General features: G+C 65.4%; 11 protein-coding genes. 1 reads left to right on the top strand and 10 read right to left on the bottom strand.

Annotated elements, in window-relative coordinates; all coding sequences use genetic code 11:
* Positions 1 to 4 precede the first annotated feature (4 nt).
* Positions 5 to 1,297, top strand: coding sequence for a bifunctional folylpolyglutamate synthase/dihydrofolate synthase (locus tag VNS12_RS14445; protein WP_325488554.1), 1,293 nt, complete (start codon positions 5 to 7; stop codon positions 1,295 to 1,297).
* A 104-nt stretch (positions 1,298 to 1,401) separates the two neighbouring features.
* Here the strand turns inward: VNS12_RS14445 and trxA are convergent, their stop codons facing one another.
* The 10 genes from trxA to VNS12_RS14395 form a co-directional block, all read right to left on the bottom strand.
* Positions 1,402 to 1,725, bottom strand: a complete 324-nt coding sequence (trxA, locus tag VNS12_RS14440) for a thioredoxin (protein ID WP_325488553.1) — start codon at positions 1,723 to 1,725, stop codon at positions 1,402 to 1,404.
* 110 nt (positions 1,726 to 1,835) lie between these two features.
* Positions 1,836 to 5,267: a double-strand break repair helicase AddA gene (gene addA, locus VNS12_RS14435; protein ID WP_325488552.1), complete on the bottom strand. Its 3,432-nt coding sequence runs from the start codon at positions 5,265 to 5,267 to the stop codon at positions 1,836 to 1,838.
* Complete coding sequence (addB, locus tag VNS12_RS14430) at positions 5,267 to 8,341, bottom strand: double-strand break repair protein AddB (RefSeq protein WP_325488551.1); 3,075 nt, start codon at positions 8,339 to 8,341, stop codon at positions 5,267 to 5,269. Before addB ends, addA begins: the two co-directional genes overlap by 1 nt.
* Positions 8,342 to 8,447: 106 nt before the next feature.
* Positions 8,448 to 8,915, bottom strand: a complete 468-nt coding sequence (gene tsaE, locus VNS12_RS14425; RefSeq protein WP_325488550.1) for a tRNA (adenosine(37)-N6)-threonylcarbamoyltransferase complex ATPase subunit type 1 TsaE — start codon at positions 8,913 to 8,915, stop codon at positions 8,448 to 8,450.
* A gap of 2 nt (positions 8,916 to 8,917) precedes the next feature.
* Entirely contained in the window at positions 8,918 to 11,389 is a 2,472-nt protein-coding gene (locus tag VNS12_RS14420) for a sensor histidine kinase (RefSeq protein ID WP_325488549.1), read from the bottom strand.
* A 356-nt stretch (positions 11,390 to 11,745) separates the two neighbouring features.
* Positions 11,746 to 13,149, bottom strand: coding sequence for an adenosylhomocysteinase (ahcY, locus tag VNS12_RS14415; RefSeq protein WP_325488548.1), 1,404 nt, complete (start codon positions 13,147 to 13,149; stop codon positions 11,746 to 11,748).
* Between the two features lie 152 nt (positions 13,150 to 13,301).
* Positions 13,302 to 13,625, bottom strand: coding sequence for an HPr family phosphocarrier protein (locus tag VNS12_RS14410; RefSeq protein ID WP_325488547.1), 324 nt, complete (start codon positions 13,623 to 13,625; stop codon positions 13,302 to 13,304).
* The gene (locus tag VNS12_RS14405) at positions 13,622 to 14,020 is read right to left on the bottom strand and encodes a PTS sugar transporter subunit IIA (protein ID WP_325488546.1); all 399 of its coding nucleotides are present in this window, start codon (positions 14,018 to 14,020) and stop codon (positions 13,622 to 13,624) included. Before VNS12_RS14405 ends, VNS12_RS14410 begins: the two co-directional genes overlap by 4 nt.
* Positions 14,021 to 14,180: 160 nt before the next feature.
* Positions 14,181 to 14,648, bottom strand: coding sequence for an HPr kinase/phosphorylase (locus VNS12_RS14400; RefSeq protein WP_325488545.1), 468 nt, complete (start codon positions 14,646 to 14,648; stop codon positions 14,181 to 14,183).
* Positions 14,645 to 15,954: stimulus-sensing domain-containing protein (locus VNS12_RS14395; protein WP_325488544.1), on the bottom strand; the 1,310-nt coding region annotated here is incomplete at its 5' end. The genes VNS12_RS14395 and VNS12_RS14400, both read right to left, overlap by 4 nt.

Below are 15,954 nucleotides of genomic sequence, written 5' to 3'. Positions count from 1 at the left end.
GCCTGTGTCCCGTACCGATGCGATCCTCAAGCGGCTGCTGACGCTGCACCCCAAGCTGATCGACCTCGAACTGGGGCGCACCCTGCGCCTGCTCGACGCGCTGGGGCGGCCCCAGGACCGGCTGCCGCCGGTCATCCACGTGGCGGGAACCAACGGCAAGGGCTCGACGGTCGCCACCTTGCGCGCGTTGCTCGAAGCGCAGGGCAAGCGGGTCCATGTCTATTCATCGCCCCATCTTGTGGCGTTCCGCGAGCGGGTGCGGCTGGCGGGAAAGCTGGTGTCGTCGCGGGCGCTCAACGCGGCGCTGGAAGAGTGCGAACAGGCCAATGCGGGCCAGCCCATCACGTTTTTCGAAATCACCACCGTCGCTGCGTTCCTGCTGTTTTCGCGGGTCGAAGCCGATGTCCTGCTGCTCGAAGTGGGACTGGGGGGCCGGTTCGATTCCACCAATGTGATCGACAAGCCGCTGGGGACGGTGATCACGCCGATCTCGGTGGACCACACCCAATTCCTGGGCGAGACGCTCACGGACATCGCCGGTGCCAAGGCGGGGATCATCAAGCCCGGCGCGCCTCTGGTCGTCGCGCGCCAGCCCGACAAGGCGATGGCGGTGATCGCCGCGGAAGCGGCGGCCAATGGGGTTGTGCCGTTTGTGGCGGGCACCGATTTCGACGGCTTCGCCCAGCGCGGCAAGCTGGTCTATCAGGACGAGGACGGGCTGCTCGATCTGCCGCTGCCGGTGCTGGTGGGCAGCCACCAGATCGACAATGCCGCGCTTGCCATTGCTGCGCTGCGCCATTTCGGATTGGCGCAAGACGAGGCGGCGATCGCAGCGGGACTGCGCAATGTGGTCTGGCCCGCGCGGCTGACGCCCTTGCGCGGGGCGCTCACATCCTATCTCGATGAGACCCACGAGCTTTGGCTCGATGGGGGCCATAATGCCGCCGGGGCCAATGCACTGGCTGCGGCGCTGGCCGACATGGAGCGCCATCGGCCCGCTCCGCTGGTTCTTGTGTGTGGCATGATGGCCAGCAAGGACGCCGCCAATTTCTTCGCGCCGTTTGCGCAAACGGCAGCGCATGTGTTTACCGTGCCCATTCCCGGCGAGAGCGGGGCGCTTCCGGCACGGGCGCTGGCCGGATTTCCCAAGGCGCTCGGCATTCCGACAACCATTTCCCGCTCGGTGCCCGCGGCGTTGCAGCGCGCCGCGCACTTCCCCGGTGCGCGCATCGTCATTTGCGGTTCGCTCTATCTGGCTGGGGCGGTGCTGCGCCAGAACCGGACACCACCGGAGTGAGGGGACGCTGAAACGCTGCCGCGTTTTGGCAGCGTTCCGGAGCACGCATAAAAAACGGCCCGGCTTTCGCCGGACCGCTGCAAACTTATCGAATTAAAATTCCCTTACGCGGCGTGGCCTTCGAGCCATTTGACAAGGCCAGCCTTGGGGGTGCCCGCGCCGATCTTCATGTCGGCGGCTTCGCCACCCTTGAACAGGATCATGGTCGGGATCGAGCGCACGCCGAACTGGGCGGCGGTGCCCGGGTTTTCATCGACATTGAGCTTGACGATCTTCACCTTGCCCTGCATTTCGGTCGAAATCTCCTCAAGGATCGGCGCGATCGCCCGGCACGGACCGCACCACTCCGCCCAGAAGTCAACGAGGACAGGTTCCTTGGCTCCAAGCACTTCGGTGGCGAATGTGGCGTCTGTGACGTGACCGGTCATTTGAGCATACCTTCCAGTAATAGCCCTACATATGGGGCGGTAAATAGACTGTCGCACCATAGCTAGGCAGAGTCGGAAGCCAGTTCAAGCCTGTACCGAAAGCCGGTGGTTCACAGAGCCGTCACGTCGCCGACAGCGGTTTCCAGCATCGGTTCGGCAATAGCCATCACCTGCGCTGTTTGTGTCCACAAGATTGCCGCCTCGACCGCAACGCCGGGAAACAGCCGCATCGCCGCCAGCCGATAGAGCCCGAGCTGGCGCAGATAGCCCGGCGAGACTGCGGATGGCGCGGGCGGGACGACGGCATCGGATTTGTAGTCGACGACGAGCACACGGTCATGAGACACCACCAGACGGTCGATCCGGCCTTCAAGCCGGGAAACGATGCCTTTGTGCTCGACGCGCAGCGAAAACGGCACCTCGGCCCGGCTGCCGGGTTCGAACAGACAGGCAAGCGCCGGGTCGGCCAGCAGGGCGAGGCCCTTTTGGGCGACCGGTTCGGCGAGGTGAGGATCGTCGGGCAACAGCGTTTGCGCGGCGCTGAGCGCGATATCGGCCCGGCGGGCAGGAGGCACATCGCTCAAATGCTGGAGAAGAGCATGCAGCGCAATGCCGCGCTGGCGCGCACCACGTGCGCCAAGCAGGGTTTCGGCGGCGGGTTCGAGCCCTTGAGGCAATCTTGAGCCGCTGGAGCCAGACGGCGTCACAACCGGCATCACCGCCCGGCGGCTCGGCGGCCCCAGGGTCAGCGGCTCAAGAAGCACATTGGCTGAAGCCGCTTCGGCAGCGCCCGGTTCGGGCTCGGAGCCTCCGGCAGGAAAACGGTGCACGGCACCGCGATGATCCTCAATCCGCGCGCTGTGCGGGCCAAGGGCATCGGCGATGACCCCATGCCAGGTATCTTCGGGCTTGGTGTTTTTGACCAGAACACCGGCGACGTGCAGGGCGTCTTCGGCCCGGGTCATTGCCACATAGAGATTGCGCCAGTATTCGGCCTGATTGCTCGCTTCGATCGCCTCGCGCAGGGGCTCGGACGCCGCGCAATGGGCCGTTTTTCCGGCGCAATGGAGCAGGAAGGGCTCGCCCTGATGCGTGCCGAAATAGACGCTGTCGGAGACGGCGCGGGGCTTGGTGGCGGCGTCGGCGAGGATCACCACCGGCGCTTCCAGCCCCTTGGCTCCGTGCACGGTCATCACCCGCACCCCGGCCGCCTTGGCCACCAGATCGCGCTTGATGACGATATCAGACGCGCGCATGGCGGCGACAAACCCGGTGAGGGAAGGCTGGTCGGATCGCTCCTGCTCCAGCGCCAGATCGAGGAATTCGGCGATGACCTCATCGACCTCCTCGCCCAGCCGGGCGTGAAACTGTTTCAGGCCGCCCTGGGCATAGAGAACATGGGCGAAGAACTCATAGGGCCGGTCGAAATCGAGACGCTGGCGCAACAGGGCAAGGCGCTCATGGGCTTGTTGCGCGATGGGCAGCGGGCTGTCCTTGAGCCGGTCAAAAAGCGTCACGCCCCTGGGCCGGTCATGGGCGAGGGCGTAGAGCTGGTCCTCATCGAGCCCGAACACGGGCGAGCGCAGCACGGCGGCGAGGGTCAGATCATCGCCGGGCGTCAGCAACACATCGGCCAGCCCCAACAGATCATCGACCGCGATATGGGCCGAGACCGGCAACCGGTCGGCACCGGGGCTGGTGATGTTGCGATGCTTGAGGGCGCGCACGATTTCGGGAAAAATCCCCTGGCGCTTCTGGACAAGGATCAGGATGTCTTCGGGCTGGATCGGGCGTCCGCCCGGCCCGATCGGGGCCCGGGCCTCGATCCAGCCGGCGATGGTATCGACGATCCGGGTCGCCAGTTGACGCGGCGCGGCGGCGAGGCTTTCCACCGGCGCGGTCGGCCAGACATCCTCGGGCAGCGCGGCGGGAGGATTTTCCACAACCGGCCAGATTTCGATCCGTCCGCCCGTGCGGGTGCGGGCCGCCTCATGGGCGATGGCGCCCGACTCGGCCAGCAGCGAGGCGGCGATATCGGCGCGGTTGAATACCTTGTCCACCCCATCGAGAATTTCCGACAGGGTGCGGAAGCTGGTGCTGAGCGTTTCCCCGTGCCAGGTCTGGCCAGCAGTGCGGGCCGCCTGGGCCAGCGCACGGCCCTTTTCAAGAAACAGTTTCGGTTCTGCTCCCTGGAAGGAATAGATCGATTGCTTGGGGTCGCCGACCGCAAACACCGTTTTGGGGCGTTGGGCGGCACCGTCACCGGAAAAATAGTCATCGACAAGGGCGTCGATCACCGCCCATTGCTCGGGATTGGTGTCCTGGCTTTCATCGACGAGGATGTGGTCAATACCCGCATCGAGCTTGTAGCGCACCCACGCGCCCAACCCCTTGTCGCCGAGCAGCCGGGCGGTGCGCGCCACCAGGTCGTCGAAATCCATCAGCGACCGGGCGCGTTTTTCGGCCTCGTAGCGCCCGATGATCGCAGCGAGCACGCGTGTCAGCGCTGCGGAATTGGCGGCGATGGTCAGGGCCTTGGATCGGTCGAACAGGTTTTCGAGCCGCGCCGTTTCCGCCGCGAGCCGCTCGGCCAGGCCGGGGTTGGCGGCGATGATCTTCTTGTTGGGAAAACCCTGCTTGCGAACCGTGCCGCTGCTGGTGAGATAGGCGGCAAACAATTGCGCCGGGGTTGGCGCTGAGCGATCGACCTCAAGCAGCTTGTCCTCGAACCCGGCTCGTTTCGACGCGCCGGGCGGGGTCAGTGACCAGATCTCACTGTATTCATCGGGAGACACCAGCATGCCGCTGATGATCTCTTCGCCGAGGCGCGCGGTGGTATCGCACGGATCGAGCCCCAGGCTGGCACGAAGGGCAACAATGGCCGCTTCAGGATCAGCGAGTACGGGACCAAGTTTGCGGGCATTGCTCAAGGACTGGCCAATGGCCGTCTCGATCTGGCTGTCGCTGAGCGCCGCGAACAGAGTGCGGACCGCATCGCCGAGCACACCCGGGGCCTTGAGGCCATCGGCCAGCACGCGCTCACGGGAATCGCGCAGGAGGCGGGCGGCGACATCTTCTTCGATTACCCGGAAATCGACCGGAACTCCCGCCTCGCGCGGAAAACGCTGAAGCACCGCTTCGCAAAAGGCGTGGATGGTGTTGATCTTGAGCCCGCCCGGCGTGTCGAGCGCGTGGGCGAACAGGCTTCGCGCCCGGAGGCTTTCCGCCGCCGTGGGAGCCCGGTCGAGCAGGCCGGTGAGTTCGGTGGCGAGAAGATCGTCCGAAGCCCGTGCCCAGCCCGCGAGGATGGAGGTCACCCGGTGGCGCATTTCCGCCGCTGCCGCCTTGGTGTAGGTGAGGCACAAAATGGCCTCGGGCTGGGCTCCGTCGAGCAGCAGCCGCAGCACCCGGCGCGCCAGAACGTAGGTCTTACCGGACCCGGCATTGGCCGATACCCACGCATGGGCGCGCGGATCGGCGGCGCGGATCTGCTTGAGCGTGGTGTCAGTGGGGACGTGGAGCTGTTCTTTTGCCTGCGCCATCACTCGCCCTCGTCGCCGCCATCGAGCAGCGTCCATTCCTCGGTGCGCGCCAGATGGTCATAGTCGCCCTTGTGGCGCTGGCTGGCTCGGGGCAGCACCCGCGCCGCCATCGGCAGATCATCGCGCAGCAGCAGCGCTTCGACATGGCCGACAAACAGCCGCCACACGGTGTCGATGGCGGCGTCCAGATCCATGGAGCCGGGCACCGCATAGCCAACGCGGGCCAGCGCGTTGGGGCCGTGGGAGAGCTTGATATATTCCATCAGTTCGGCGCGCGCTGCGAGGCCATCCCCAAAGCCGCCCTGCCGGGCCATATAGGCCGCTAGCGGCAATTGCGGCGCAAAGAACTGGCGCATTTCGACGACCTGGGGCGCCTGGCCGGTTTTGAAGTCGACGATTTCCAGCCCGCCTGCAGTGGTCCGGTCGATCCGGTCGGCGCGACCATGCAGGACGACGCTGTGGCCGGCCACGGGGACGGTGATCTCACCGGAAATTTCGGCGTACCGCATGGCGATGGAGGGGCGGCTGCGCTCATGGTCGAGAAAGGTGCGGACGATGGTCTCAAGGCGGGCCAGCCAGATATCGCGACGAGCGGGAATCGCGTCGAGGCGGGCGTAGCGCTCCCGGGCCGCTGCCATGAGGATATCCAAAGCGGCGGGGGCGACCGGGTCGTTCCCGTCAGCGATGAAATCGCCAAAGATGTCGTGGATCAGCGTGCCGCGCTCGGCGTAATCGGGATCGGCACCCAGCGGATCGATCTTGCGTAACCCCAGAACGTGGCGGGCATAAAGGTCATAGGGCGAGCGCAGCAGGGTTTCAGCTTCGGTGATCGAAATCCGCTTCGGGCGCACTGTGGCGGGAGGACGGGGGGCAGGCCGGACGGCAGGGACGGGCGGGTGGCCGGTGGCGTCGAGACGCCGTGCCTTTTCTACCCATGGCGTGCCGCGCTCACTCATCTCTCGCGTAAGCTCCTCGCCGATGAACGCTTCGAGCCGTTGCAGCAACCGCGACGGGGTGGCGGGCGCAGTGCCGGAGCGTTCAGCGAGCGAGAACACCACATCGCCGTGCCCCGCGGCCATCACGAAGTCATGGGCGGCCAATCCGTGCAGTTTTTCCGGTGGCTCCAGCCCGACGGCCAGCCGCATCCCCCGGCTCATCCACGGTCCGGGATCGGCGATTTCGGGCCAGACCGATTCGATCATGCCGGCAATGATCATCCGATCCGCCTGCATCAGCCGGGCTTCGAGACGTCCGAACAGCACCACATCCTCGGTGGCAGGCTGGTGGGGGCGCACCGTCTGGCCGGCAAACAGCCCTTCCAGCGCCAGGGGAAGGGTGGCGGGCGTCAGGGACGGGCCGCGCGCGCTCTGCCGGGATGCCAGCTCGATCCAGCGGGCCAGTTCATCCTCGCCGCCCAGCGTCGGGGCGCTCTGGTCCTCGGGCACCGCGCGCAAGGCGCTGAGCACCGCGTCGAGCGCGATCGCGACCTCGCTGGCGGTGAAATTGTCGCGCCCGAACAACGCGGCGAGCGGGCCAAGGGCGGCCTCCAGCGCGTCGAGTATCGTCAGGACCGCGTCGGGTCTTTCGCCCTCAAGCCGCAGGGCGGGGCGAGCGGTGGTCCGATCACGATTGTCGGCGACGGCCCGGCGCAGCCCGTCAAACCCGGGCAGGGGCCGCTGGCCGCGAAAGACCCCCAGATCGAGCCATTGCGCCGCCAGCGCCACATCGGCGCGGCCCAGCCCCAGCGCGACGTGGCGGTTGCGCAACAGCGCCATCACATCGACCGCAGCAAGGCCATTGGCCAGCACGGAAATGGCCTGCTGCACCAGCCGCCCGGCGGGCGAGAGCAGCAAGGGCGTGCCCGCGGCGTCGTCAAGCGCGATGGAAAAGCGGGCAAGCTCAGCGCAGATGCGCCGGGCCAGCGTCTGGTCGGGGGCGAGAATGGCAACGCTCTGCCCGCTATCGAGGGCATCGTGGACGCATACGGCAATGGCCCGCGCCTCCTCCTCGGGTGTGCGCGCCCGGATCAGGGATAACCGGGACGTCCCTTCGTCCAGCGCCGGGCCCAGGTGTTCGACGATCAGCGGCCAACGCGCCGTTTCGTCGGGCAGGCCAAGGCTGGTGTTGAGGATCGCGGTGCGCGGGTGGGCCGAGGGTGCCAGTTCGATCACGGTATCGGGCGGGGTGCCCAACCGGCGCAGCAGACGTGCCAGCCCGTATTGCGGGTGGCCATGCGGATTGCGCTCCGGCGCATGCAGGCTGTCGAGGGCCGCATCCTTGAGGTTAGTATCGAGACCGGCAAGGACCACCGCCCCGTTGGGCAGATTGGCGATGGCGGCGATCAGGTCGGCGGTGGCGGGCATCGACCCGGTGGAACCGGCGACGATCACCGGCCTGTCTCCGTGGATTTCAGCCAGCGAGGACGCCTTGCGTTCCAGCAGGAAATTGGTGCGCGCCGCCGCTTCCATCTCGCCCTCGGCAGCGAGAATGGAGGGCCAGGCGTCGAGCACGAATTTCACGAAATCGAGATGTTCGTGCCATTGCGCGGGTAGCAAATCGCTCTCGATCTGCATCAGGGTGGCCGGATCGATACGGGCGATGGTGAAATCGTCGATCAGCGTGCCCAGCGAATCGGCGAGGGCGAGGATTTCAGCGCCATTGGGCGCACCGGTGACCCCGCCCAGGCCGGGGGAGGAAAACGGGTTGTCGCTGCGCACCGCCAGCCAGCGCTCGACCAGTTCCGCCAGCAGCAGGCGGCGCTTGAAGCGGTTGATCGGCGGGGGGAGATCAAGCGGCTCATAGGGCGGCAGGAAGGGCTCCTGCTCAGGGTCTTCACCGCCCAGAGGCCTTATATCGGGCAGCAACAGCGGCTGGTCGGCGAGCCGATCAGCCAACAGGCGCGAGAGCGCATTGGCGGCGCGGCGTGTCGGCAGATAGACGGTCATGTCCGACAGCCAGAACGGCCCGGTGCGGGCCCAGCCGGGCGCGATCCGTCCGTCAAGCAGCGCCGAAGCGAGGGTATGGAGAAACGGCGCATGCGGCGCGATGGAAAAGATCGATCCGTGGCGCGTCATCGGCGGGTTTCCTCGCGCCTTGGGGCGTGGCCCGGCGCGGCGTCAGGACGGGACAGGGGCAGACCATGCGGAAGGCGGGCGGGAAACGAATCGGCCATGGCCCCAGTTATGGCCCGGCCTCACGCCAGTTCGCAAGCGCCGCCTCAAGGTCTGCCATTGGCCGCCCCCGGCCTTCGATGGTGATCCGGCGCGCGTCCCCGCCGGGCAGGAGGGTGATGGTAATGCCCAGACCGGCATGACGCGACACGTCGGGCGCGCGCTCGGGCCATTCCACCAGCACGATTGCCGCCTCGTCCTCGAACAGCCCCAGCTCGTCAAGTTCGGAGTCATCGGCCAGCCGGTAGAGGTCTGCGTGGATGATGCCGGGATAGGGCTGAACGATGGCAAAGCTGGGCGAGGGCACGTCGAGATCGGGCTGGGCGAGGCGGGCGCGGATGATGGCGCGGGCCAGCGCCGTCTTGCCTGCGCCCAGATCGCCATCGAGGGTGACCACATCGCCTGGGTTCAGGTGCGCAGCGATGACCGTGCCGATGGCCAATGTTGCTGATTCGCTGGTCGCCAGAAGCGTGATCACGCCTATTCGCCCGCGTTGAGCGCCAGCGCCGCATTGGCGGGCAGCAGCACGGTCACCCGGGTGCCGCGCGGCTCCAGCCCTTCGATCAGCACCGTGCCCCCGTGCAGGTTGACGAAGGTCTTGACGATGGCAAGGCCCAGCCCGGCGCCGCGCTGGCGGCCATCCACCGACTGGCCTTCAAAGCGCTGGAACATGGAGCCGCGCATGTCTTCGGGGATGCCGACCCCGTCATCTTCGATCGCAAAGGCAATCCGGTCTTCACCGCGCGCAAAAACCCGCAGCCGCACTTGCGCGCCGGGATCGGAGAACCGCGCGGCGTTGGACAACAGATTGTAGAGCACCTGAACGATCCGCGTGCCATCGGCAACGAACACCGGCAGATCGTCGGCAATCGACACCCGCAGGTCGACCTTTTCAGCGCCGCCCGAGAAGGTGGCGTCGAGCCCGGCGCGGGCCTTCTCGATCAGGGCCGCGATATCGAGCGCTTCGGGGTGGAGTTCGGCAATGCCCGCATCCACGGTGGCCAGATCGAGGATATTGTCGATCAGCAGCCCCAGATTGGCGCTCGATGCGCGGATGTAGTCGGTATAGGCGCGCTGCTTTTCGGTGAGCGGGCCCACTTCGCCCGACGCCAGCAGATCGGCAAAGCCGATGATGTTGGTGAGCGGGGAGCGCAATTCGTAGGACACGTTCTGCACAAACGTGTCCTTGAGCCGATCGGCGGCGATCAGCGCTTCGTTGCGCTCCTTGAGCACCCGTTCGTAATTGGCGCTTTCCGAAACATCGACAAAGGTCATCATCGTCTGCCCGTCCGGCAGCCGCACCACGGCATAATCGAGCAACCGCCCATCGGTGCGCGAAATCCGGCCCTTGGTATCGGTGCGGTTGGGGTTGAGATCGATGATGCGGTGCTTGAGGCCGTCCCAGATGCGGCGGCCATCCTCGGGGAATGCGGCGGCGCAGCTGCGGGCGATATCGTCGATATGGGGATGGCTGCCCAATTCGTTCATCGGCAGCTTCCACAGATGCGACAGGCGCGGATTGTGCAGCCGCAAACGGCCATTGGTGCCGAACACCGCGACTCCCTCGGTCAGCGCGTTGAGGGTTTCGCGCTGCACGTGAATAAGGGCGTTGTGACGGGTTTCGAGCGCAAGGCGCTCGGTCATGTCTTCAAAGACATAGATGACGCCACCGGTGCCGGTGGCCGGGGCGGCAATGACGTTGGCGCAACGCCCGTCCGGCAGATACCAGGGGGTCTCGCGCGGCGCGGTCAGCGCATAGCTCATCAAATGTTTGCCGCGCCAGTCGCGATAATCGGTTTCGGCAGGCAGCATGCCCTGGGTGCGCAGCCGGTCGAGGATGGATTTTTCGTCCGGCGCAGTGTTGAGCCAGTTCGGGTCCAGCCCCCAGAACTCGGCATAGGCGGTGTTGTAATGCGACAGCATCTGGCGGCGGTCGAACACCGCGATCGGGGTGGCCAGCGCATCGATCACCGTGGTCAGGTGTCCCAGATCGGGCTCGGAGGCGGTAAATTCGCTCGGCTTGGGGCGGGCGACCGGCAGATAGCAATAGCCCGCACTGCCGCCCGAGAGCGGAAACAGCACCAGATCGAGTGCACCGGCGACCGGGTGCTCATCGGCGAGCGCGATGGTATCGGCGGCATCTTCAAGGGCCTTGAGATGGCGCTCGCGGGTGGGGGCATCGAAAATATCGGGGGCGGTGCCGCGGTCGCCCTTGAGGCCAAGTGTGCGGGTGAAATGCAGATAGGCGGCATTGGCGTAGATCAGCAGCCCATCCTTGTCGCGCAGCCAGGCGGGGATGGTGAGATTGGACAGCACGGCCTGGGTTTCGGCGGGCGAGGGCAGGCGGGTGAGGTCCGCGCCCTTCAGCGGCGGTTCGATGCTGGTGCCCGAGGGGCGCAATCGCACCACGGCGGCGCCGCCCACCAATCGTCCGGTGGCGCGGATGATGCGGCCATCGCGGGCGGTGACCGAGGTTTCAAACACCTTGCCCTCGATGCGCAGATCGGTGAGGCGGGTGGCCAGCGCCCGCGCCGCTTCATCCTCCAGCCAGGTGCGGAATTCAAGCACCGCATGGGCCCGGGTTTCGCCGGGCAGCAGGGCCGCGACCGGGCCGATCACCGAAGGTTCGATCCCCGTGTCGCGCCAGATCACCGTCACTTCCGGCATGCCGGCCAGAAGGCTCTCGAACTCGTCGAGGGCGGCGCGCATGGTCCCAAGCTTCTTGCCCGCATCGAAGCGGGCGGCATCGGCCTCGCGGCGCCACTTGACCGCAAACAGGGTGGCAACCAGGCCAAACCCTGCCGCGCCCAGCATCATGGCATAGGGCGTCGCGCCGGACATGGTGATGGTGGCGAGGGGAGCCGCCAGAGCCGGGGAGGCAGCAAACAGGGCACTGGTTGCAACCGAAACGGACACCAATCCCGCAAATTTCCGGAATCGAGCCGGCTGCATGCCTGATGCCCCTTTTCCAATGATTTGACCTAAAGCGTTTCCTGCAAGGGTGGGATTCACCTTTGCGGTTCGGAAGCGCGACCAAACAAGAACCCGGTGCATTTCAGCGCGTTTGCGATAAACTGCCCCGGACCGCCCTTTGGGATGGCCGGGAAGGCCCCCCGAATCAGTTAACCATACAAGCCCTGCGAATCGGGAAAAAGAGTCAAACTGTCCGGGCGTGGATAACTTCGCTCTTGCACAGGAATTCCGGGGCTGTCCGGTCCTGATTTGTTCTGCGTTTGCCACGAAAAAAGGGGCGCCGTAGCGCCCCTGAACATGGGAAAGGTTAACGCGGGGGCAGGCCCCGCGACCCGTCAATAGCGGTAATGATCGGCCTTGAACGGGCCCTGCTGCTCGACGCCGATATAGGCGGCCTGTTCCTGGCTGAGCGTGGTGAGTTTGACGCCCAGCTTGTCGAGATGCAGGCTCGCGACCTTCTCGTCGAGATGCTTGGGCAGCACATAGACCCGGTTCTCGTACTGGTCGCCCTTGGTCCACAACTCGATCTGGGCCAGCGTCTGGTTGGCGAACGAGGCGCTCATCACGAAAGAGGGGTGGCCGGTGGCGTTGCCCAGGTTCACGAGGCGGCCTTCCGAGAGCAGGATCATCTTCTTGTTGTCGGCGAATTCGATGATATCGACCTGCGGCTTGACGTTGGTCCACTTCAGGTTGCGCAGGGCCGAGACCTGAATTTCATTGTCGAAATGGCCAATATTGCACACGATGGCCATGTTCTTGACCCGGCGCATGTGATCGATGGTGAGCACGTCCTTGTTGCCGGTGGCGGTGACGATGATGTCGGCGCGTTCGACGTCGTCGTCCAGCGTCACCACTTCGTAACCGTCCATGGCCGCCTGCAAAGCGCAGATCGGGTCGATCTCGGTGACCAGCACTCGCGCGCCCGCGCCCCGCAGGGATTCTGCCGAGCCCTTGCCCACATCACCATAGCCGCAAACGATGGCGACCTTGCCGGCCATCATCACGTCGGTGCCCCGACGGATGGCATCGACCAGGCTTTCGCGGCAGCCATACTTGTTGTCGAACTTGGACTTGGTCACCGAGTCGTTGACGTTGATCGCCGGGAACGGCAATTCGCCCCGTTCCTGGAGCTGATAGAGGCGCATGACGCCGGTGGTGGTTTCTTCCGAAACGCCCTGAATGGCGGCGCGGCATTTGGAATAAAAGCCCGGTTCGCGGTCGAGGCGCCGACGAATGGTGGCAAAGAAGGCTTCTTCTTCCTCGTTTTTCGGATTGGCCAGCACCGAGGGGTCGGTTTCTGCCTTGGCGCCCAGCAGCACCAGCATGGTGGCGTCGCCGCCATCGTCGAGGATCATGTTGGCGACTTCGCCATTGCCCCAGTCGAGGATACGGTCGGCAAAATCCCAGTATTCTTCCAGCGTTTCGCCCTTATGGGCAAAGACCGGAATGCCGGCGGCAGCGATGGCGGCAGCGGCGTGGTCCTGGGTGGAAAAGATATTGCACGAAGCCCAGCGGACATCGGCGCCCAGCGCGACCAGGGTTTCGATCAGCACGGCGGTCTGGATGGTCATGTGCAGCGACCCGGCGATGCGCGCGCCCTTCAAGGGCTGGGCAGCGGCGAATTCACGCCTTATGGCCATGAGGCCGGGCATTTCAATTTCGGCCATCTCGATTTCCTGACGGCCAAAATTGGCCAGCGAAATGTCCTTGACGGCATAGTCGGGGGCTACGGCGCTCATGCCCGATCTCCAATTTTTCAAAGTACGCTTTTTGTGCCGCGTTTATACGCGAGGGTGGGCCGGTCCTGCAACCGGGACATAAAGAATAGTTTATATCCTTGCGCGCTACGGTTCGCAACCGGCCCTCAATGGGCGCGATGCGGGGTCCCCGATCAGGGCATGTCGTCGCCGCCTGCGTCCTGATCCTCGTCAAAGCCGTTGTTGACCAGATCGGTGAGGGCATCGATCGCCTCGCGCGCCTGATTGCCGGAGGCCTGAACGAGGATAGTCGAGCCCGGCCCTGCGGCGAGCATCATCAGGCCCATGATCGATGTCCCGCCCACGGTCACGCCATCGCGGGTAACGCTGACCTCGGCGTCGAAATGCTCGGCGGTGCGCACGAAGCGGGCGGAGGCCCGCGCGTGCAGGCCGCGCTTGTTGCAGATGGTGAGCTGCTGGCAGATCGCCCGGCCCGACTCGGTCACACAGGTACTCATTTGCCCAGAACGTCGTTGGCAACGTTGATGTATTTGCGCCCGGCATCCGCCGCAAGGCGAACCGCTTCGCGGATTTCGGTATCGGCGCGAATGCGGGCGAGTTTGACCAGCATCGGCAGGTTGAGCCCGGCGATCACCTCGATATCGCGATCCTGCATCACCGAGATGGCAAGATTGGAGGGGGTGCCGCCGAACATGTCGGTCAGGATCACCACGCCATCACCGCCATCAACCCGCTCGACCGCAGCCACGATGTCGTTGCGGCGGCCTTCCATGTCGTCTTCCGGTCCGATCGAGACCGCCGCAATGGCCTCCTGGGGGCCTACGATGTGTTCGAGCGCCGAACAAAATTCTTCGGCCAGCCTTCCATGGGTCACAAGGACCAAGCCCATCATCGGATTGAAAACCTTTTGTCTAGAGCGTTCCCGACACCACCGAACGGTGTTGGTGAGCGTCGAAAAGAAGCAGTACATGTTGGCCCGGCGCTAGGCCCAAAGGGCAGTCTTGAACGGCTGGGCGCAGGTTTCAAGTCTTTTCCACCAAGGCATTTCGCGCTTAACCAAGGTCGGTGCCGAGGGCGCGCAAGGCGGCATGGACCAGAAACCGCTGGTGCAGCCCGTCGATCTGCCCCCGGCGGGGAACCGGGCAGCGCGGCACCCAGATCCCGTGCAACTGCGTGGTCAACTCGTTTTCTTCGAGCAGGCGGTGTCCGTCCTCGATCAGATCGACCACCAGATGCACATGGGCCCTTTTGGTAAAGGGCAGCGTGATGATGCCGCGCCCGCGCAATTCGATCATGCCCTCAATGGCCGGGGGCGCTTCCATCACCAGCCCGTCCTCATCGGTGGACAACAGCACCCGGTCATCGGAAATCAGCAGCGCAGTTTCGCCGCGCAACCGCGCCTGTTCGATCAGGTCGAGCGCCAGCAACGATTTTCCGGCCCCCGAAACCCCGGTGAGCAGGAGGCCATGCTCGCCGATCAGAATGCCGGTGCCGTGGGTGTTGTGCTGTCGCGCCGTCACGCTTTCGCTCGCGGTAGAATGAGAGTGAAGATCGCCCCAGTTGCCCCGGTTCGGCTGCCCGCGTCAAGCGTACCCTGATGCGCCTCGGCGATCTGGCGCGAGATCGACAGCCCGAGCCCGGAATGGTCGCCAAAGCTCTCGGTTTCGGGCCGGTCGGTATAAAAGCGCTGGAACACCTTGGCGCTGTCGCTGCCCAGTCCCGGCCCCTCGTCCTCGACCGTGGCGGTCACGTGCTCGGCATCGGCCGCGATCCGCACCGTCACCGTGCCTCCGGCGGGCGAGAACGACACGGCGTTGTCGATGAGATTGGTGAACACCTGCGCCAGTCGCGTGTCATGGCCCTTGATCAGCGGAGCGTAGCGCCCCTTGTCGATCACCAGCGCCACGGCGACGTCGCGGCTGGCGGCCAGGTCGGACTGGATCGACACGATGGCCGCGGCGAGCTCGGCCATATCCACAGTTTCGGTGTTCTCGCGCGCCAATTCGGCATCGATCCGGCTGGCATTGGAAATGTCCGAGATCAGCCGGTCGAGCCGCCGCACGTCGTGCTGGATGATGTCGACCAGCCTCTGGCGATCTTTTGCCGTCTTGGCGAGCGGCAGGGTTTCGACGGCACTGCGCAGGGAGGTCAGCGGGTTCTTGAGCTCATGGGCGACATCGGCTGCAAACCGTTCGATCGCCTCGATCCGGTTGTAGAGCGCATTGGTCATGGCCCGCAGCGCGCCGGACAAGTGCCCGATTTCGTCGGACCGGTCGGTATAGTCCGGAATTTCGGCCCGCGCCTTCATCGAGCGCTGTACCCGTTCGGCGGCAGCCGACAGGCGGCGCATCGGGCCGGCAATGGTGCTCGCCATCAGGGCGGACAGGGTGCCGGTGACCAGCGCGGCGACCAGGGACAGTCGCAGGATCGACCAGCGCTCCTGGGTGACGATGGCGTCGATTTCGCCCGGGCTGGTGGAGAGCAGCAGCACGCCCACCACGGAGCGCTGGCGCTGAACGGGCACCGCGACCGACACCACCAATTGCCCGCGCGCATCGACCCGGACGATATCGGCGGGCGAACCGTTCAGGGCCGAGGCGACTTCCGGATAGCGCAGGCCCTCATGGGCCGGATAATCCTGATAGAGCGGGTAATCGCCCCCGCGCAGCAGCCGGGAAAACCAATTCCAGGCGGAAAAGAAAAATGGCGGAGCGGCGGGGTCGGCCTCTGCCGGTTCGGTCCGCAGGATCTGACCGCTGGCATAGATGTTGTTGCTATCGAGGATCATCAGCCCGTCGCGGTCATAGATGCGGGCGCGGGTGCGGG

The sequence above is a fragment of the Pelagibacterium sp. genome (assembly GCF_035555455.1).
Lineage (GTDB): Bacteria > Pseudomonadota > Alphaproteobacteria > Rhizobiales > Devosiaceae > Pelagibacterium.
The sequence above is the reverse complement of the archived record's forward strand: the minus strand, read 5'-3'. Positions and strand labels throughout refer to the sequence as shown.

What these genes read in the sequence shown, in the direction of transcription:
- addB (WP_325488551.1), bottom strand. Translation starts at nt 8,341, where the DNA reads ATGACGCGCCACGGATCGATCTTTTCCATCGCGCCGCATGCGCCGTTT.
- VNS12_RS14405 (WP_325488546.1), bottom strand. Translation starts at nt 14,020, where the DNA reads ATGATGGGCTTGGTCCTTGTGACCCATGGAAGGCTGGCCGAAGAATTT.
- VNS12_RS14420 (WP_325488549.1), bottom strand. Translation starts at nt 11,389, where the DNA reads ATGCAGCCGGCTCGATTCCGGAAATTTGCGGGATTGGTGTCCGTTTCG.
- addA (WP_325488552.1), bottom strand. Translation starts at nt 5,267, where the DNA reads ATGGCGCAGGCAAAAGAACAGCTCCACGTCCCCACTGACACCACGCTC.
- ahcY (WP_325488548.1), bottom strand. Translation starts at nt 13,149, where the DNA reads ATGAGCGCCGTAGCCCCCGACTATGCCGTCAAGGACATTTCGCTGGCC.
- VNS12_RS14410 (WP_325488547.1), bottom strand. Translation starts at nt 13,625, where the DNA reads ATGAGTACCTGTGTGACCGAGTCGGGCCGGGCGATCTGCCAGCAGCTC.
- trxA (WP_325488553.1), bottom strand. Translation starts at nt 1,725, where the DNA reads ATGACCGGTCACGTCACAGACGCCACATTCGCCACCGAAGTGCTTGGA.